The 17,519-nt window shown below is 60.4% G+C and carries 15 protein-coding genes and 1 pseudogene; 10 read left to right on the top strand and 6 right to left on the bottom strand.

The window, feature by feature from the left end; genetic code table 11:
* Window positions 1–102: 102 nt before the first annotated feature.
* Entirely contained in the window at window positions 103–843 is a 741-nt protein-coding gene (gene ompR / locus AC515T_RS01530; RefSeq protein ID WP_003196691.1) for an osmolarity response regulator transcription factor OmpR, read from the bottom strand.
* A 358-nt stretch (window positions 844–1,201) separates the two neighbouring features.
* Here ompR and AC515T_RS01525 point away from each other — a divergent pair, with 358 nt between their 5' ends.
* From AC515T_RS01525 to AC515T_RS01485, 9 genes and pseudogenes are all read left to right on the top strand, one after another.
* Window positions 1,202–3,526 carry a Tex family protein gene (locus AC515T_RS01525; protein WP_122565190.1) on the top strand — a complete coding sequence of 775 codons (2,325 nt, stop codon included), beginning with the start codon at window positions 1,202–1,204 and terminating at the stop codon, window positions 3,524–3,526.
* Window positions 3,526–3,911: pseudogene (locus AC515T_RS01520) on the top strand (PaaI family thioesterase). Before AC515T_RS01525 ends, AC515T_RS01520 begins: the two are co-directional and overlap by 1 nt.
* 271 nt (window positions 3,912–4,182) lie before the next feature.
* Window positions 4,183–5,766, top strand: a complete 1,584-nt coding sequence (gene gshA, locus AC515T_RS01515) for a glutamate--cysteine ligase (RefSeq protein WP_496531176.1) — start codon at window positions 4,183–4,185, stop codon at window positions 5,764–5,766.
* 294 nt (window positions 5,767–6,060) lie between these two features.
* The gene (tauA, locus tag AC515T_RS01510; protein ID WP_496531175.1) at window positions 6,061–7,038 is read left to right on the top strand and encodes a taurine ABC transporter substrate-binding protein; all 978 of its coding nucleotides are present in this window, start codon (window positions 6,061–6,063) and stop codon (window positions 7,036–7,038) included.
* 20 nt (window positions 7,039–7,058) lie between these two features.
* A complete protein-coding gene (gene tauB, locus AC515T_RS01505; RefSeq protein WP_496531174.1) occupies window positions 7,059–7,853 on the top strand; it encodes a taurine ABC transporter ATP-binding subunit in 795 nt (264 codons plus the stop codon).
* Window positions 7,850–8,689 carry a taurine ABC transporter permease TauC gene (gene tauC, locus AC515T_RS01500; protein WP_496531173.1) on the top strand — a complete coding sequence of 280 codons (840 nt, stop codon included), beginning with the start codon at window positions 7,850–7,852 and terminating at the stop codon, window positions 8,687–8,689. Before tauB ends, tauC begins: the two co-directional genes overlap by 4 nt.
* Before the next feature lie 49 nt (window positions 8,690–8,738).
* Window positions 8,739–9,614 carry a taurine dioxygenase gene (tauD, locus tag AC515T_RS01495; protein ID WP_496531172.1) on the top strand — a complete coding sequence of 292 codons (876 nt, stop codon included), beginning with the start codon at window positions 8,739–8,741 and terminating at the stop codon, window positions 9,612–9,614.
* Between the two features lie 82 nt (window positions 9,615–9,696).
* Window positions 9,697–10,374 (top strand): hypothetical protein, encoded by a 678-nt coding sequence (locus AC515T_RS01490; RefSeq protein WP_496531171.1) that lies wholly within the window; start codon window positions 9,697–9,699, stop codon window positions 10,372–10,374.
* A gap of 3 nt (window positions 10,375–10,377) precedes the next feature.
* Window positions 10,378–11,580, top strand: a complete 1,203-nt coding sequence (locus tag AC515T_RS01485; RefSeq protein ID WP_496531170.1) for a helix-turn-helix domain-containing protein — start codon at window positions 10,378–10,380, stop codon at window positions 11,578–11,580.
* A gap of 86 nt (window positions 11,581–11,666) precedes the next feature.
* Here the strand turns inward: AC515T_RS01485 and mgrA are convergent, their stop codons facing one another.
* From mgrA to AC515T_RS01465, 4 genes are all read right to left on the bottom strand, one after another.
* Window positions 11,667–12,704 (bottom strand): L-glyceraldehyde 3-phosphate reductase, encoded by a 1,038-nt coding sequence (mgrA, locus tag AC515T_RS01480; protein WP_496531169.1) that lies wholly within the window; start codon window positions 12,702–12,704, stop codon window positions 11,667–11,669.
* A 60-nt stretch (window positions 12,705–12,764) separates the two neighbouring features.
* The gene (locus AC515T_RS01475) at window positions 12,765–13,166 is read right to left on the bottom strand and encodes a type II toxin-antitoxin system HicB family antitoxin (RefSeq protein WP_024619603.1); all 402 of its coding nucleotides are present in this window, start codon (window positions 13,164–13,166) and stop codon (window positions 12,765–12,767) included.
* Between the two features lie 86 nt (window positions 13,167–13,252).
* On the bottom strand, window positions 13,253–13,435 hold the full coding sequence (locus AC515T_RS01470) for a type II toxin-antitoxin system HicA family toxin (protein WP_496531168.1): 183 nt from the start codon (window positions 13,433–13,435) through the stop codon (window positions 13,253–13,255).
* Window positions 13,436–13,563: 128 nt separating this feature from the next.
* Window positions 13,564–14,454, bottom strand: a complete 891-nt coding sequence (locus tag AC515T_RS01465; RefSeq protein WP_496531167.1) for a LysR family transcriptional regulator — start codon at window positions 14,452–14,454, stop codon at window positions 13,564–13,566.
* A 130-nt stretch (window positions 14,455–14,584) separates the two neighbouring features.
* On the opposite strand from AC515T_RS01465, the gene AC515T_RS01460 reads away from it, so the two are divergent.
* Window positions 14,585–15,325 carry an SDR family oxidoreductase gene (locus tag AC515T_RS01460; protein ID WP_496531166.1) on the top strand — a complete coding sequence of 247 codons (741 nt, stop codon included), beginning with the start codon at window positions 14,585–14,587 and terminating at the stop codon, window positions 15,323–15,325.
* 143 nt (window positions 15,326–15,468) lie between these two features.
* Here AC515T_RS01460 and betT read toward each other — a convergent pair whose 3' ends face one another.
* Window positions 15,469–17,430: a choline transporter BetT gene (gene betT / locus AC515T_RS01455; protein WP_496533059.1), complete on the bottom strand. Its 1,962-nt coding sequence runs from the start codon at window positions 17,428–17,430 to the stop codon at window positions 15,469–15,471.
* Window positions 17,431–17,519 lie beyond the last annotated feature (89 nt).

Below are 17,519 nucleotides of genomic sequence, written 5' to 3'. Positions count from 1 at the left end.
CACACTTGCAGGAGCGAGCGATGCTCGCACAATGACAGACCGCGAGTCGCCTGGAAGAAGACATTTCAACCGGCCAGGCCACCCGCTCCTACAAAGCGCCGATCACTTGCTGGCGGCGCCATCCGGCACGAACACATAACCCACGCCCCAGACGGTCTGGATATACCGCGGTTTGGAAGGATCAGGCTCGATCATCCGACGAAGGCGGGAAATCTGCACGTCGATGGAGCGCTCCAGCGCATCCCATTCACGTCCCCGGGCCAGGTTCATCAGCTTGTCGCGGGTCAGCGGCTGGCGCGCGTTCATCACCAGGGCCTTGAGCACGGCGAACTCACCGGTGGTGAGCATGTGGACCTCATCGCCGCGCTTGAGCTCGCGGGTGGCCAGGGACAGTTCATAGTCGCCGAAGGTCACGCTTTCATCTTCGCTGCCCGGCGCGCCAGGCACCGGCGCCGATTGGCGACGCAGTACCGCCTTGACGCGGGCCATCAGCTCGTCGGGGTTGAACGGCTTGGCCAGGTAATCGTCAGCGCCCAGTTCAAGGCCCTTGATACGGCTCAACTCGTCGCCCTTGGCGGTGAGCATGATGATCGGGATCTGGTTGTTGGCGCCGCGCAGGCGGCGGCAGGCGGTCAGGCCGTCTTCGCCGGGCAGCATCAGGTCGAGTACGACCAGGTTGAATACTTCACGGGCCAGCAACCGATCCATTTGCTCGGTGTTCGGTACGGTGCGGGCGCGGTAGCCCTTGCTGACGAAAAAACGCTCCAGCAGGCTGCTCAGCCCCGGATCGTCGTCAACAATAAGAATTTTTTCGCCTTCAGCAGTTTGTGCAGTGCTGCTCATAGGAAGCTCCTTTGATCTCGGCGCGCATTATGGCCTAGCTGCCGTTATACGCACCGTGTGCATTGTTAGCAGATTTTTCCTCTATCTCCACAAATCCGGGTATCGAGCCTACAGACCATGTCCCCCCCTCAGGACGGAACGCTGGTTATAATGCGCGGCCTTTTGTGCCAGGGAATGTCGGATCGTGATCCCGGCATGCCATTTTTTTAGCCTTGGCCAGGCAGCACTTTTTGAATTTCGCGGGTCAACAGGCAGCCTTTTGACCCAGGCAGCGGCGCATGCCAGGCCGCTCAACCAGTCTCGCCGAGCCCGGTTTCTGTGGCGGCGAGCCTGATTTCACAATTTGTCAGGTGGTTTTATGGACAGCATCAACAGCCGCATCGCCGAGGAACTCGGTGTACGCCCACAACAGGTCGAAGCGGCCGTCGCGCTACTCGATGAAGGTTCCACGGTGCCTTTTATCGCCCGTTACCGGAAAGAAGTGACCGGCAGCCTCGATGACACCCAATTGCGGCATCTAGAAGAGCGCCTGCGCTACCTGCGAGAACTCGACGAACGGCGCATCAGCATCCTGGCCAGCATCCAGGAGCAAGGCAAGCTGACCCCGCAACTCGAGCGCGACATCAAGTTGGCCGACACCAAGACTCGTCTCGAAGACTTGTACCTGCCCTACAAGCAAAAGCGCCGCACCAAGGGCCAGATCGCCCTGGAAGCCGGCCTCGGCGAGCTGGCCGACGGCCTGTTCAACGACCCGACCCTGGCCCCGGAAACCGAAGCCGCGCGCTTCGTCGATGCCGAAAAAGGTGTGGCGGACGTGAAGGCAGCGCTGGAAGGCGCCAAGTACATCCTCATGGAGCGTTTCGCCGAAGACGCCAATCTGTTGGAAAAGCTGCGCAACTTCCTCAAACAGGAAGCCATCCTCAGCGCCCGGGTGATCGCTGGCAAGGAAGAGGAAGGCGCGAAGTTCCGCGACTACTTCGAACACGACGAACCGCTCAAAAGCATGCCGTCCCACCGCGCACTGGCTATTTTCCGCGGACGCAACGAAGGCATCCTCAGCTCCGCACTGAAGGTCGGTGAAGAATTGCCCGGCACCATGCACCCGTGCGAAGGCATGATCGGCCAGCAGTTCGGCATCCAGAACCAGAACCGCGCCGCCGACAAATGGCTGGCCGAAGTGGTGCGCTGGACCTGGAAGGTCAAGCTCTACACCCATCTGGAAACCGACCTGCTGGGCGAGTTGCGCGACAACGCCGAGACCGAGGCGATCAACGTATTCGCCCACAACCTGCACGACCTGCTGCTGGCCGCACCGGCCGGCCCGCGCGCCACCCTGGGCCTGGACCCGGGCCTGCGCACCGGTTGCAAGGTGGCGGTGGTGGATTCCACCGGCAAACTGCTGGACCACGCCACGGTCTACCCACACGTGCCACACAACAAATGGGACCAGACCCTCGCCGTGCTCGCCGCCCTGTGCGCCAAGCATTCGGTGGACCTGATCGCCATCGGCAACGGCACCGCCAGCCGCGAGACCGACAAACTGGCCGCCGAGCTGATCAAGAAATACCCGGCCATGAAAATGACCAAGGTCATGGTCTCCGAGGCCGGCGCTTCGGTTTACTCGGCATCGGAACTGGCCTCCAAGGAATTCCCCGACCTGGACGTGTCGATCCGTGGCGCGGTGTCCATCGCCCGTCGCCTGCAGGATCCACTGGCGGAGCTGGTGAAGATCGACCCCAAATCCATCGGTGTCGGCCAGTACCAGCACGACGTTTCCCAACTGAAACTGGCGCGCGGCCTGGACGCGGTGGTGGAGGACTGCGTGAACGCCGTGGGCGTGGACGTGAACACCGCTTCGGTGGCGTTGCTGGCGCGGATCTCCGGCCTGAACGCCACGCTGGCGCAGAACATCGTCACCCACCGTGACGAACATGGCGCGTTCAAGACCCGCGCCGCGTTGAAGAAAGTCCCACGCCTGGGTGAAAAGACCTTCGAACAGGCCGCCGGCTTCCTTCGTGTCATGAACGGTGACAACCCGCTGGATTCGTCGGCTGTCCACCCTGAAGCCTACCCGCTGGTGCAACGCATCGCCGCCCAGACCGACCGCGACATCCGCTCGCTGATCGGTGATGCCGCGTTCCTCAAGCGCCTGGACCCGAAGAAATTCACCGACGAAACCTTCGGCCTGCCCACCGTCACCGACATCCTCCAGGAACTGGAAAAACCAGGCCGCGACCCGCGTCCCGAGTTCAAGACCGCCGAGTTCCAGGACGGCGTCGAAGACCTCAAGGACCTGCAACCGGGCATGATCCTCGAAGGCGTGGTGACCAACGTCACCAACTTCGGTGCCTTCGTCGACATCGGCGTGCACCAGGACGGTCTGGTGCATATCTCGGCGTTGTCCGAGAAGTTCATCAAGGATCCGCGCGAAGCGGTGAAGGCCGGCGATGTGGTGAAAGTGAAGGTCATGGAAGTCGATATCCCACGCAAACGCGTCGGCCTGTCGATGCGCATGAGCGACACGCCGGGCGAGAAAATCGACGGTGCCCGTGGGGCGCGCCCTGGCTCGACGCCTCGTCAGTCGCAGAACACTGCGCCGCGCAAGGAAACCGCCACCGCGGCGCCGGCGAACAACGCCATGGCCTCGCTGTTCGCCAACGCCAAGCAGTTGAAGAAACGTTGATGGACGCGCCAGCCGGGTTGGTGGAGAGCGCCTTCTTCAAGCTGCTCGGCTGCCGTCTGCAGAGCCTGGGGGACGGGGTGGCGCAAGTCGCCCTGAGCCTTGAGCCGCCGTTGCGCAACCGCGGCGGCAAGCTGCACGGCGGCGCGCTGTTCAGCCTGGTGGACATCGCCATGGGCCTGGCCTGTTCCAGTGTCCATGGCTTTGACCAGCAGAGCGCGACCATCGAATGCAAGATCAACTACATTCGCGCCGTGTCCGACGGCGACGTGTGTTGTGCACCGCCCGGGTCATCCACCCGGGCCGGCGCACGCTGGTGGTCGAGGCCGAGGTGATGCAAGGCGACAAACTGGTCGCAAAAGCGCAAGGCACGTTCGCTGTCCTATAGCTCCCTGTCATCGATTTGAGTTAATTTCGACGCCATGAATGCGGTGTCGAGCTTTCCTGTGGGAGCGAGCTTGCTCGCGATAGCGGTGGATCAGCTGCGTTGATGCTGACTGACCTTGCGCCATCGCGAGCAAGCTCGCTCCCACAGGGGGTTGCGGCGAGTGGCCTTAAGCCGCACAAAAACCAGGCGAAAACGCCAGTTTTAACTTCACCCTTGTAGACCGTCTTGCCCACCCCCATATTGGGGCGACTGACGCGTGAAGGAATTCAACTTGAGCGACCTTTTAAACCGCCGCCTGGCCCTGCTCGGCGAGCGCGCCAACCTCTCCCTGCTCGAACAGTGCCTGCATGGCATCGAGCGTGAATGCCTGCGCGTCACGGACGATGGACGTCTGGCGCAGACCCCGCATCCCAAGGCCCTGGGTTCGGCGCTGACCAACGAACAGATCACTACCGACTATTCCGAGTCGCTGCTGGAATTCATCACGCCGGCCCTGGCCAACCCGGCCGATACCCTGCGCAGCCTCGACAAGATCCACCGGTTTGCCTACAGCAAGCTCGGCGACGAGTACTTGTGGAGCCCGTCGATGCCGTGCCCGCTGCCGGCGGAAGAAGACATCCCGATCGCGTATTACGGCACCTCGAATATCGGCCGGCTCAAGTACGTCTATCGCCAGGGCCTGGCCCTGCGCTACGGCAAGACCATGCAATGCATCGCCGGGATCCACTACAACTTTTCCCTGCCGGAAAAACTCTGGCCCCTGCTCCGGCAGAACGAAGCCGCCGATCTGAGCGACCGTGACTTCCAGTCGTCGGCCTACATCGCGCTGATCCGTAATTTCCGCCGCTACAGCTGGCTGCTGATGTATCTGTTTGGCGCCTCGCCGGCCCTGGACGTCGGTTTCCTGCGGGGCCGCCCGCACCAGTTGGAACAACTGGATCCGGACACCTTGTACCTGCCCTACGCCACCAGCCTGCGCATGAGCGACCTGGGTTACCAGAGCAACGCCCAGGCCGGCCTCACGCCGTGCTACAACGACCTGGCGAGCTACACCGACAGCCTGCGCAAAGCGGTGGCGACGCCCTACGCGCCGTACGTCGAAATCGGCACTCACCAGAACGGCGAGTGGGTACAGCTCAACACCAACATCCTGCAGATCGAAAACGAGTACTACTCCAACATCCGCCCCAAACGCGTGACCTACACCGGCGAGCGGCCGATCCAGGCCTTGATGGCCCGGGGTATCCAGTACGTCGAAGTGCGTTGCCTGGACATCAATCCGTTCCTGCCGATGGGCATCGACCTCACCGAGTCGCGCTTCCTCGATGCGTTCCTGCTGTATTGCGGCCTCAATGACAGCCCACAGCTGGAAAACAACGAATGCGGCAACGCCACGAGCAACTTCCTGACCGTGGTCAAGGAGGGTCGCAAGCCGGGCCTGCAATTGCAGCGCCAGGGTCAAGCGGTGGGCATGCAGGCCTGGGCCGTGGAATTGCTGGAAAAAATCGCCCCGCTGGCCTCGCTGCTCGACCAGAGCCAAGGTGGTGATGCCCATCGCCAGGCGCTGGACGCGCAATTGGCGAAGGTCCGCGATCCGTCCCTGACGCCTTCCGCCCAAGTGCTGGCCGCGATGGCCGAACACCAGGAAAGCTTCGCCCAGTTCTCCCTGCGCCAAAGCAAGGCCCACGCCGAATTCTTCCGCGCCGAGCCATTGCCTGCCCAGGAGCAGGCCGCCTTCGAAGAAACCGCCCGGGAATCACTGGTCCAGCAAGCCGAGCTGGAGCAGAACGAGGTAGGGGATTTCGATGTGTTCGTGGGTTCGTATCAGGCGAGCATCCTGGCGATCAGTAACTGAGCCCTCTTTGACGAGGATGCTTCGCTGGACTGCACTGTAGGAGCTGCCGAAGGCTGCGATCTTTTGATCTTTCGCTTGGGATTCAAGTGTCTGGGGAAAGATCGCAGCCTCGTTGCACTCGACAGCTCCTACAGCCGAGCGGGAGCAAGCTCCCTCGCCACAAGGGTTTCCAGTTGTGGCTTATAGATTTTTTCGCAAATAAGCTCATTCTAAAAAGTTATTTATTTTCTAATTCTTAGATCATTTAGTCTCCTTCAACGCCGAACATCCGGCGGCCTGTTGAGGAGATTTTCCATGTCTTTGCGTTTCCCCCTTCGCCTTCTCGCGGCCGCCTCCCTGGCTGCAACGAGTCTTTTTGCCCAGGCGACCGACCTGACCGTCGCTTACCAGACCACCGTCGACCCGGCCAAAGTCGCCCAGGCCGATGGCGCCTATGAAAAAGCCACCCAGGCCAAAATCGACTGGCGCAAGTTCGACAACGGCGCCGATGTCATCACCGCCATCGCCTCGGGCGACGTGCAGATTGGCTACCTCGGTTCCAGTCCGTTGACCGCGGCCATCACTCGCAAGGTCCCGGTGGAAACCTTCCTCATCGCCACCCAGATCGGCGCCGCCGAAGCCTTGGTGGTTCGTGACGGTTCCGGCATACATTCTCCGCAAGACCTGATCGGCAAGAAAATCGCCGTGCCATTCGTGTCCACCGGTCACTACAGCCTGCTCGCCGCGTTGAAGCACTGGAACATCGACCCGTCGAAAGTCACCGTGCTCAACCTGGCGCCACCGGCCATCATCGCCGCCTGGAAGCGCGGCGACATCGATGCCACCTACGTCTGGGACCCGGCCCTGGGCGCGGCCAAGGAAAACGGCAAGGTGCTGATCACCTCCGCGGAGCTGGCCAAGTCCGGCGCACCGACTTTCGACGCCTGGATCGTGCGCAAGGACTTCGCCCAGAAGCATCCCGAAATCGTCACAGCCTTCGCCAAAGTCACCCTGGACGCCTACGCCCAGTACCGCAAGGACCCACAGGGGTGGCTGGCCGATGCGTCCAACGTCGACAAACTGGTGAAGCTCTCCGGCGCCAAGGCCAGCGATATCCCGCTGTTGCTGCAAGGCAACGTCTTTCCCCTGGCGGCCGATCAGGTCGTGAGCCTCGGCGCACCGACCACCCAAGCCATCACCGACACCGCCGCGTTCCTCAAAGAGCAAGGCAAGGTCGACGCCGTGCTGCCTGACTACGCGCCTTACGTCAGCGCCAAATACATCACTCGCTGATCAAAAAAGGGAGACACGCAGTGGCCTTGCTACAGCTGGAGCGCATCAGCGCACAGTACCCCGGCGCGGCGGAACCGGTGCTGGCGGATATCTCACTGACCCTGGGGCCGAAGCAGTTGCTGGTTGCCCTCGGCCCGTCCGGCAGTGGCAAGACATCGCTGTTGAACCTGATTGCCGGGTTCGTCGAGCCCAGCGCCGGGCAGATCACCCTCGACGGCACGCCGGTCAAGGGCCCGAGTGCCGAGCGCGGCGTGGTGTTCCAGGACGATGCGCTGCTGCCCTGGCAGGACGTGCTGGCAAATGTTGGGTTCGGCCTGGAACTGGCCGGCATCCCCAAGGAAAAACGCGAGGCTCGCGCCCGGGAAATGCTTGCCCTGGTGGACCTGGCCGGTTTCGAGCAACGCCGCGTCTGGCAGCTCTCCGGCGGCCAGAAACAACGCGTCGGCCTGGCCCGGGCGCTGGCAGCCGACCCTCGCGTGCTGTTGATGGACGAACCGTTCGGTGCGCTGGACGCCTTCACCCGTGAGCAGATGCAGGAACTGTTGCTGCAGGTCTGGCAGCGCACCGCCAAGCCGGTGTTCCTGATCACCCATGACATTGAAGAAGCCGTCTTCCTCGCCACTGAATTGATTCTGTTGACACCGAACCCGGGGCAGATCGTCGAGCGCCTGAGCCTGGATTTCGGCCAGCGCTACGGGGCCGGGGAGTCGGCGCGGTCGATCAAGTCCGACCCGCGCTTCATCGAAACCCGCGAGCATGTACTCGCCAAGGTGTTCGCCCAACGCAGCGCCACTCGACCCCAGGAGCGCGCATGAGCAGCTACGAAATTCCAGCCGTGGTCCGTGACACGAAGACCAAGCCCACGGCCATCGACCCGAGACCCAACCTGAGTACGCGCTGGATCAGCGGCTTGACCCTGATCGCCTTGCTGGCAGTCTGGTGGGCCGTCACCGCCAGCGGCCTGATCGAACCGCTGTTCCTGCCCTCGCCGTCTGCCGTATTGCAAAAGGGCTGGCTGCTGGCGACCAGTGGCTACATGGACGCCACCCTCTGGCAACACTTGGCCGCCAGCCTTGAACGCATCGGCCTTGGCCTGTTGTTCGCGGTGCTGACGGCGGTGCCGGTGGGCATCGCCATTGGCGCCAACCGCATCGCGCGCGGCGTGCTCGATCCGTTGATCGAGTTCTACCGGCCGATTCCACCGTTGGCGTACCTGCCGTTGATCGTGATCTGGTGCGGCATTGGCGAGTTGTCGAAGGTACTGCTGATCTACCTGGCGATCTTCGCCCCGATCGCCATTGCCACCGCCACCGGCGTGCGCACGGTCGACCGGGCCAAACTGCGCGCGGCCCAATCGTTGGGCGCCACACGGGCACAGTTGATTCGCCACGTGATCGTGCCCAGTGCCTTGCCGGATATCCTCACCGGCATCCGCATCGGCCTGGGCGTAGGTTGGTCGACGCTGGTGGCCGCCGAGCTGATCGCCGCCACCAGTGGCCTGGGGTTCATGGTGCAGTCAGCGGCACAATTCCTGGTCACCGATGTGGTGGTGCTGGGAATCCTGGTGATCGCACTGATCGCCTTCGCCATGGAAATGGGCCTGCGCGCCCTGCAGCGCAAACTGGTGCCGTGGCACGGCCAGACCCATTGAGACCCAATGACCACGCCGACCATTCGGCGCCCAGAACGAGAACATTGCAATGAACCGCCCGACCATTACGCCATTGAGCACCGCCCTTGGCGCGCAGATCGAAGGGATCGATATCAGCCAGCCCCTGAGCCTGGCCGATCGCGACACCCTTGAGCAGGCGCTGCTTGAGCATCAGGTGCTGTTTTTCCGCGACCAACCGATCGAACCGCCACAGCAGGCGCGCTTCGCCGCCTGTTTTGGCGACCTGCACATTCACCCGATCTACCCCAACGTGCCGGAGCAGCCTGAAGTATTGGTGCTCGACACCGCCGTCACCGATGTCCGCGACAACGCCGTGTGGCACACCGACGTGACCTTCCTCCCGACGCCCGCCCTGGGCGCGGTGCTCAGCGCCAAACTGCTGCCGGCGTTTGGCGGCGATACCTTGTGGGCCAGCGGCATCGCCGCCTACGAAGCCTTGTCGACACCGTTGAAACGCTTGCTGGAAGGCCTGACGGCGACTCACGACTTCACCCGGTCCTTTCCATTGGAACGCTTTGGCAACACCGCCGAGGACCTGGCGCGCTGGGAAGCGGCCCGGCGGAAAAACCCGCCGTTGTCCCACCCGGTGATCCGTACTCATCCGGTGAGCGGGCGACGGTCGCTGTTCGTCAATGAGGGTTTCACCACGCGTATCAACGAACTGTCGGAGACCGAAAGCGAAGTGATCCTGAAACTGCTCTTCGCCCACGCCACCCGCCCGGAGTTCACCCTGCGCTGGCGCTGGCAGGTCAACGACGTGGCGTTCTGGGACAACCGCGTCACCCAGCATTTTGCCGTGGATGACTACCGCCCTGCCCGGCGGGTGATGCACCGGGCGACGGTGTTGGGGGATGTGCCGTTTTTTCAATATGCTTTAGGACAGAAGCGCCGCCCGTCTTATTAGCTGTACAAAAAACCAGTCAGCGCTTCCATAACGAATAAAAATGAAGTAAAAATCCGCTTATCGAATAGTGAGTGGTGAATGCATGGTCACAAAAGAAGAAATCCAAGGCTTCATTCGTGCGCAAGTTGATAAAGATTTTTTTGATGAGCTTGGGGTTTTGATTCCTCAAACCTTTCAGAAGGCTTCAAAGGAGGTGCAAGATCTTCTGATCCATACTCCTCCTGAGGATTTGCGAGGCCACCTGCGCCACTCACTCGTTCAAGAGGCCTTGGCGGGGATGACGCGATGGAATCCGATCATCAAAACAACCGATCCGAAAGGACACAATTATGTCCTATTGGAACTGGGAGATTTGCGCGTCACATCGGTCGTTCTGCCTTGGCAAAAAGAGATCCGCTCTGCCAAACACCGCAACGAACTGAAAGCCCTGAATGAATCGTTAGCTTCCACTCAGATGGATTGGATCGACGGGCTTACGCATACCGTTACCGAACAGTTGATCCACGCGCTTGTCGTAGTCCATGCACCACCTCCACGATCAGCGGACCAATCAGAGCCTAGAGCCATCATGATGGCTGTACCTTATTTCAACGGTAAAGGCTTCCATATGGATTGCACGTTCGAAGAGCTGCTCCAAGGCTACTCTGATGACCAAGCAATTGATCAAAAACCGATTGAATTGGTGAAATTGCGAGATAAGATGCGCCGCGCCGAAGAAATCGAAGACCAAATTGATGATGAGCACAATTCCAAGAGGTAAACCATGAGAACTGGGGTCGCGGGCTTTCAGTCCGAGCGTCTCAAGCAATTACGGCTCACGTTTGGTATCACCCAGACCGCTTTGGCCGAAATGGTAGGACGCGCCTCTGGAAACATCTCTAAATGGGAGAATGGGCTTCAGGTTCCTGAGGCAGATGCTTTCCAACGGCTATGCGAGGTTTTTGGCGTCAGCGAAAACTGGTTGCTTGAAGAGCAAATCGTAACGAGTGAAAGCACTCCTTTTTTCTTTCGCTCACAGCTGAGTGCTACCGCTAACGCAAGAGAAATAGCAGAAGTACGCTTGGAGTGGCTTCAAGACATCTCCTATAAGCTTCAGGAGAGTCTTGAATTCGTCACTGTTAACGTTCCGCATTTGAAAGAAACCAATTGTCTGCTGATTTCCGACCAAGAAGTCGAACGGATGGCTAGCGAATGTCGTCAGGCATGGGGGTTAGGAGTCGCGCCCATACCCAATGTCGTTCAAGCACTCGAAAACGCCGGAATCGTCTGCGCTCGAACCACTCTAGGCCATCTAAAAATGGATGGAGTATCAAATTGGTATGAGTTAGATCAGCGACCTTATGTACTTCTTGTGGCTGATAAGGCAAACGGCATACGGAATCGATTCGATGCGGCTCATGAACTTGGGCATATCGTTCTCCATCGATATGTTTCCAAGGAGCAGTACGAGACGCATTTTACGCTGCTTGAATCACAGGCACACCGATTTGCGAGTGCATTCCTGATGCCCGCAGAAAGCTTCTTGAGGGAAATCCGCTGGCCTACGTTGGATACTTTGCTAGCGCTAAAACCACGCTGGAAGATCTCTGTCGCTGCGATGGTTCGTAGATGTCTAGACCTGGAGATTATTAACGACACCACGACAACAAGATTGTGGAAAGCGAGGTCAGCACGAGGTTGGGTCAAGGGTGAACCTATGGATGGCGACTTTGACTTTGAAAGACCTCAGTTAATTGCGCGAGGCGTAAATATGCTCGTGGAAAACAAGGTACTTTCCCGATCTCAAGTTAGACAGCTACTGGGGCTGCCCCTGCCAATTCTTGAGGACCTGTGTAGCTTGGATAGGGGATATTTCAATCTACCTGATCAATCACAGGTGATCGATATGCGCCTCAGAAAACGATCTGCAAGGGATACGTTTTTCAGCGAGGCAGCGGAAATACTTGGCTTTCCTAGCAAAAAATGACAACCGTGCGCATCAATAATCACGGATAAGACACTTCACCAACTAGGCGGCTTATCCGTGACTCGGTTGCTACCCTCCAAGAAAGCTTACTCCGCCGACGAAGGTTTCTCCCAAAGATTGATCCCGCCTTCCTGGGCAAACCGGTCGATCTCGGCCAGTTCTTCGGCGCTGAAGTTCAGGTTCTGCAAGGCGGCGACGTTCTCGATGATCTGCTCCGGCCGGCTGGCGCCGATCAGGGCGCTGGTCACGCGGGGATCACGCAGGGTCCAGGCCAGGGCCATTTGCGCCAGGCTCTGGCCGCGACGCTGGGCGATCTCGTTGAGCGCACGCACATGGGCGAGGTTCTCCTCCGACAGGTGCGAAGCCTGCAACGAGCCACCGCCCGGACGGTTCACCCGCGCGTCGGCCGGAACGCCCTTGAGGTACTTGTCGGTCAGCAGGCCCTGGGCCAGCGGGGTGAAAGCGATCACACCGGTCCCCAGTTCGTCGGTGGCGTCCAACAGGTCTTTTTCCACCCAGCGGTTGAGCAGGTTGTAGGCCGGCTGGTGGATCAGCAGCGGGACTTTCCATTCCTGGAGCAGCGCCGCCATTTCCCGGGTCTTCACCCCGGAATACGAGGAAATGCCGATGTACAACGCCTTGCCCTGCTGCACCGCGGTGGCCAATGCGCTGGCGGTTTCTTCCAGTGGTGTATCGGGGTCGAAGCGGTGGGAATAGAAGATATCCACATAATCCAGCCCCAGGCGTTGCAGGCTCTGGTCGAGGCTGGCCAGGACGTATTTGCGCGAACCACCACCCTGGCCGTAAGGCCCCGGCCACATGTCCCAACCGGCCTTGCTGGAGATGATCAACTCATCCCTGTATTGCTTGAAATCCTCGCGCAGCAATCGGCCGAAATTGATCTCGGCGCTGCCGTAGGGCGGGCCGTAGTTGTTGGCCAGGTCGAAGTGGTTGATCCCTGAGTCGAACGCCGTGCGCAGCAAGGCGCGCTGGGTGTCGATGGGCGTACTGTCGCCAAAGTTGTGCCACAACCCCAGCGACAACGCCGGCAGCACCAGCCCGCTGCGACCGACGCGGCGGTAAGGAATGGACTCGTAGCGGTTTTGCGCAGCGGTGTAGGTCATCGAAAAGGCTCTCTGTTCGGACGGCGGGTGGCAAAAGCTAACATTTCACAGACGCCTCGGTCAGGCTGAAAGTTCGCGCAAGGCCGCCGCTGCCAGAAAACCCGAACGCGAGCTATAACGCTGGTCCCGTCGCACGGTCTGGTCGATGCGCTCAAGCAATTGCTCGGGTAGCGTTGCGTTGAACCGTACTGACTTTCCGAAATAGGGCGTGACATCAAACTCAACCACCCCCCATATCCCGCCGGCGTATTGCGGATCGTCGAGATGATCGTCAATCTCATGGATCTGCGGCAGCGGCTCGCCGTCGGCTATCAGGCCCTCATAGTGCAACGAGAGCGCTTCCTTCACATTTTCGAATGCCTGGCTCACGGTACTGCCTGCGGAGAAACAACCCGGTACATCCGGGACCGTCACTCCGTACTCGGAATCGGCATCCTTGTGCAGAACGACCGGAAATTTCATGTGGACGAATCCTTCCTCCAGATCCGGCAGCAACCGGTCTGATAACAATGCATCCCCATAGGGGACTTCGTAATCGGTCATGGGCTTCATTTCAGGCCCGCCTGTTTCAATATGCTATTGATCGTGCCTCTGGGCAGGTCGGTGTCAGGATGCTTGATCGTCACCCTCCCAGCCTTGAAAGCGTGTTTGTACTGATGATGGCTACCCTTGACTGCCACCAGATACCAACCATCCTCTTCGATCTTCCTGATCATTTCCCGACTTCGCATCACCTTTGCCTTATTCGACAGCTCTGCCGGAAAACTCTAGCTGCGAAAGAGGATGCTGATACACACAATACACACCCTGAAAAATATTAACGCAACTCTCCAACCTACGCATCGCTATCACCACTCGGTCATCGCGCCTGCGCAAACACCTCCGCCACCCAATCCACGAACACCCGCACCCGTGGCGACATGAGTCGGTTGTGCGGATAAAGCACCGAGACCGGCATGGACGGTGGTGGGGTGGCGGGGAGGACTTCCTGCATGAGGCCCTGCCGGATCGGCTCTTGCATTCGGTAATACGGGCATTGGATCAAGCCCAGGCCGGCGATGGCCGAGGCGGCGTAGATTTCGGCACCGGACACCGAGAACGTCCCCCCGATCGGCACCTCCTTGAGTTCGCCATCGACCATGAACTCGAACGGATAGAGCTTGCCGGTGGTCCGCGAGACGTAATTCACCGCCCGATGATGTTTCAAGTCATCGAGGCTTTTCGGTTCGCCGTACTGGCGCAGGTAAGCGGGGCTGGCACAGGTGATCTGCCGAAGGTTGGCAACACGTCGGCCGATCAATGACGAGTCCGCCAGCGCACCGGAGCGCAGCACGCAATCGACGCCCTCGGCAATCAGGTCGACGAAACGATCCGCCTCGCTGATGAACAGTTCTATTTCGGGGTAGCGGGCCATGAATTGTGGCAACGCCGGGATCACGAAATACCTGGCCTGAGTGCCATGCAGGTCTACTCTGAGTTTGCCCTTGGGCGCTACGCCGCGAAACGCCAGCTCGGCTTCTTCGAGTTCCGCCAGCAATTGCACGCAGCGTGGGTAGTAGGCTTCGCCGTCGAGGGTCGGGCGCACCTTGCGGGTGCTGCGCTCCAGCAAACGAACGCCCAGCCAGGCTTCGAACTGATTGAGCGTGTGGGTCAGCGTGGCCCGGGGCATGTTCAAGTCTTCAGCGGCCAGGGTGAAGCTGCTGCGCTCGTAGATGCGGACAAATACCCTCATCGCCTTGACTTGGTCCATCTGAGCCCCGCGCACTGATTGTTGGAAAAAATTGAACAGTCAAGGCAACTCTCGTGCATTTATCGCCAAGAGTAAACATGTGAATCTGGCTTCAACGAATCCAACCCCTCAACCTCAAAGGAACCCTCACATGCCTGTTCAAAACTCGAAAGTTGCCATCGTGACCGGCGCCTCCCGAGGCATCGGCGCCGAAATCGCCAAGCAACTGGCCAGCGAAGGTTTTGCCGTCGTCATCAATTACGCCAATAGCGCCAGCGAGGCATCCAGGCTGGTGGTGCAATTGCGCCAGGCCGGCCACCAAGCCATAGCGGTCAAGGCAGACGTGTCCTCTGCCGCGGATGTGCGGCGGATGTTCGATGAAACCGAAGCGAAGCTGGGCAAGGTCGATGTGCTGATCAACAACGCCGGCATCCTTCAGGTAATGCCCCTGGCGCAGCACAGCGACGAGCTGTTCGAGCAGACGTTCGCCATCAATACCCGTGGCACCTTCAACACTTTGCGCGAAGCCGCGACCCGCCTGAACGACGGAGGCCGGATCGTGAATTTTTCCAGCAGCACCGTAGGCCTGAACCTGCCCGGCTACTCGGTGTACATCGCCAGCAAGGCGGCGGTGGAATCCCTGACCCAAGTGTTTGCCAAGGAACTGCGCGGGCGCCAGATCACGGTGAATGCCGTGGCCCCCGGCCCGGTCGCCACTGAACTGTTCATGCACGGCAAGAGTGAAGAACAGGTGCAGCACTACGCCAAGATGCCGCCCCTGGAACGCCTCGGCCAGCCGGAAGACATCGCCAGCATCATTTCTTTTCTGGTAAGCCCGGCCGCTGGCTGGGTGAATGGGCAGATCCTGCGGGCCAATGGCGGGCTGGTCTGAGGCTCTATTCTCCGTCGCCAGTCACACCGCCATCGCGAGCAAGCTCGCTCCCACAAGTGGATCACTTGACCCTGTGGGAGCGAGCTTGCTCGCGATGAGGCCGATGAAGATCGAAAAAACGGCCGGCTGTCCCAGAGCCTCGGTCAGCGCACCAAATGCAGGAACTGCAGGTGCCGCTCGTACTGGTCGAGGATGTCGTTGATGACTTGCTCCTTGGTGTAGCCCACCAGGTCGTAATCCTGGCTGCCTTCGCTCAAGTGCACCTCGGCACGGTAGTACCGACGGTTGTTGAGCTCCTTCGAGCCCATGCCGCCGCGAGCGAAGGATGGCGTGAAGTAGCCGCGCATCTGCACCTGGTAAATGAACGGATGCTGCTCGCCGTGACCGATCTCCAGGCTGACGCTGTCGTTGGCCGGGTCGGGCTGGGTCACCACCGTCAGGCCCTTCTCGACGAACACCGCGGTCACTTCTTCTATGGCCGGGCGCACCGTGGTGTCGAGGAAACGGTACACCTCGTCACGGGACGGAAAATGCACCGCCTGGCTCAAGCGCTGGCGCCAGCCGCCCGTGCCCCGGCGCGCCCCCGACACCGGTGCCAGGGAATGCAATTGCGCAATCTGTTTCTGGGACTCCAGGTAAAACGCCTTGTGCAGTCCCCACATCATCAACAGCAAAATCAGTGAGAACGGCAAGGACGTCAGCACCACCGCCGACTTCAAGGCATCGATGCTGCCGGAGAACAACAACGCACTGGTCACCAGCGCCGTCATCGCGCCCCAGAATACCCGCAGCCATTTCGGCCCGTCCTCATCGGGGTTGCCGCCCTTGGCCGACAGCGTCGAAAGCACCACGGTGCCGGAGTCGGCGGACGTGACGAAAAACACGAAGCTGATGAACACGGTGACCGCGATGACGGTCTTGCTCCAGGGGTAGGTTTCCAGCAGCAGATAAAGGCTCATCGATGGGTTTTCCAGGGCGGACATGCCCAGGGCGCTCATGCCGTGGTTCAACACCTGATCGATGGCGCTGTTGCCGAAGATCGACATCCACGCCAGGGTGAAACCCAGGGGGATCAGCAGCACGCCAAACACGAATTCACGGATGGTGCGACCACGGGAAATCCGTGCGATGAACAGCCCCACGAACGGCGACCACGCGATCCACCAGGCCCAGTAGAACACCGTCCAGCCGCCCAGCCAGTCGCTGGGCTCGTTGTAGGCGTACAGGTCGAAACTCTTCATCGGCAGGGCGCCGAGGTAATCGCCGATGTTCTGGATCAAGGTGTTGAGCAAATGCTGGGTGGGCCCGGCGAACAGCACGAACAGCAGCAACGCGCAGGCCAGCAGCATGTTGATATCGGACATGACCCGCACGCCCTTGTCGACACCGGCCACCGCCACGAGGATCGCCGCCCCCATCATCAGCACGATCAGGCCGACTTGAATCCACTGGGTGTGGGCGATGCCGAACAGGTAGTCGAGCCCGGAATTGAGGTGCAGTACGCCAAAGCCCATGTCTGCGCCGAGGCCGAACACCGTGGCGATAATGCCGAAGCCGTCCACGGCATAGCCGATGGGGCCGTTGATGCGCTTGCCGATCAGCGGGTACAGCGCCGAGCGCAGGGCCAGCGGCAAATTGTGCCGGTAGGCGAAATACGCCAGGGCCATGCCGACGAACGCGAAGACGCCCCAGCCGTGCAGGCCCCAGTGCAAGAACAGGATCTGCATGGCCTGGCGCGCCGCCTCCGCGGTACCGGCCTCGCCCTGGGGCGGTTGGACCATGTGGGTCAGCGGCTCGGACACGCAGAAGAAAAACAGCGTGATGCTGATGCCGGCGGCGAACAGCATGCCGGCCCAGGACAGATAACTGAATTCGGGCTCGTCGTGGTCGGCACCGAGCTTGATCTTGCCGTAGCCGGACAAGGCGGTGACCACCACGAAGACCAGATACAGCGTCATCGCCAGCATGTAGTACCAGCCGACCGTATTGGCCGCCCAGTTCTGCGCCGCCAGCAACCAGGCGCCGGCCTGGGCGGGCATGGCAATCACCACCAGGCCGAAGAGCAGGATAAAGGTCGCGGCGAAGTAAAAGACCGGCGGGTTCATGCGGACCAGGCCGCTGGGTGGAAGGGACGAGGCACTCATGAACGAAGTACCCCGGGGAGCGAAAGGGTGGCAGTGGAATACGGACTCGG

The sequence above is a fragment of the Pseudomonas sp. FSO-7 genome (assembly GCF_059579345.1).
Note: the sequence above shows the minus strand (reverse complement) of the source record. Positions and strands in the feature narration are given on the sequence as shown.

Excerpts from the sequence above, each read along its gene's own strand:
- AC515T_RS01460 (WP_496531166.1), top strand. The coding sequence starts at position 14,585 with ATGCCTGTTCAAAACTCGAAAGTTGCCATCGTGACCGGCGCCTCCCGA.
- AC515T_RS01470 (WP_496531168.1), bottom strand. The coding sequence starts at position 13,435 with ATGCGAAGTCGGGAAATGATCAGGAAGATCGAAGAGGATGGTTGGTAT.
- AC515T_RS01485 (WP_496531170.1), top strand. The coding sequence starts at position 10,378 with ATGAGAACTGGGGTCGCGGGCTTTCAGTCCGAGCGTCTCAAGCAATTA.
- AC515T_RS01525 (WP_122565190.1), top strand. The coding sequence starts at position 1,202 with ATGGACAGCATCAACAGCCGCATCGCCGAGGAACTCGGTGTACGCCCA.
- AC515T_RS01490 (WP_496531171.1), top strand. The coding sequence starts at position 9,697 with ATGGTCACAAAAGAAGAAATCCAAGGCTTCATTCGTGCGCAAGTTGAT.
- mgrA (WP_496531169.1), bottom strand. The coding sequence starts at position 12,704 with ATGACCTACACCGCTGCGCAAAACCGCTACGAGTCCATTCCTTACCGC.
- tauC (WP_496531173.1), top strand. The coding sequence starts at position 7,850 with ATGAGCAGCTACGAAATTCCAGCCGTGGTCCGTGACACGAAGACCAAG.
- tauD (WP_496531172.1), top strand. The coding sequence starts at position 8,739 with ATGAACCGCCCGACCATTACGCCATTGAGCACCGCCCTTGGCGCGCAG.
- AC515T_RS01465 (WP_496531167.1), bottom strand. The coding sequence starts at position 14,454 with ATGGACCAAGTCAAGGCGATGAGGGTATTTGTCCGCATCTACGAGCGC.
- betT (WP_496533059.1), bottom strand. The coding sequence starts at position 17,430 with ATGAACCCGCCGGTCTTTTACTTCGCCGCGACCTTTATCCTGCTCTTC.
- ompR (WP_003196691.1), bottom strand. The coding sequence starts at position 843 with ATGAGCAGCACTGCACAAACTGCTGAAGGCGAAAAAATTCTTATTGTT.
- tauA (WP_496531175.1), top strand. The coding sequence starts at position 6,061 with ATGTCTTTGCGTTTCCCCCTTCGCCTTCTCGCGGCCGCCTCCCTGGCT.
- AC515T_RS01475 (WP_024619603.1), bottom strand. The coding sequence starts at position 13,166 with ATGAAATTTCCGGTCGTTCTGCACAAGGATGCCGATTCCGAGTACGGA.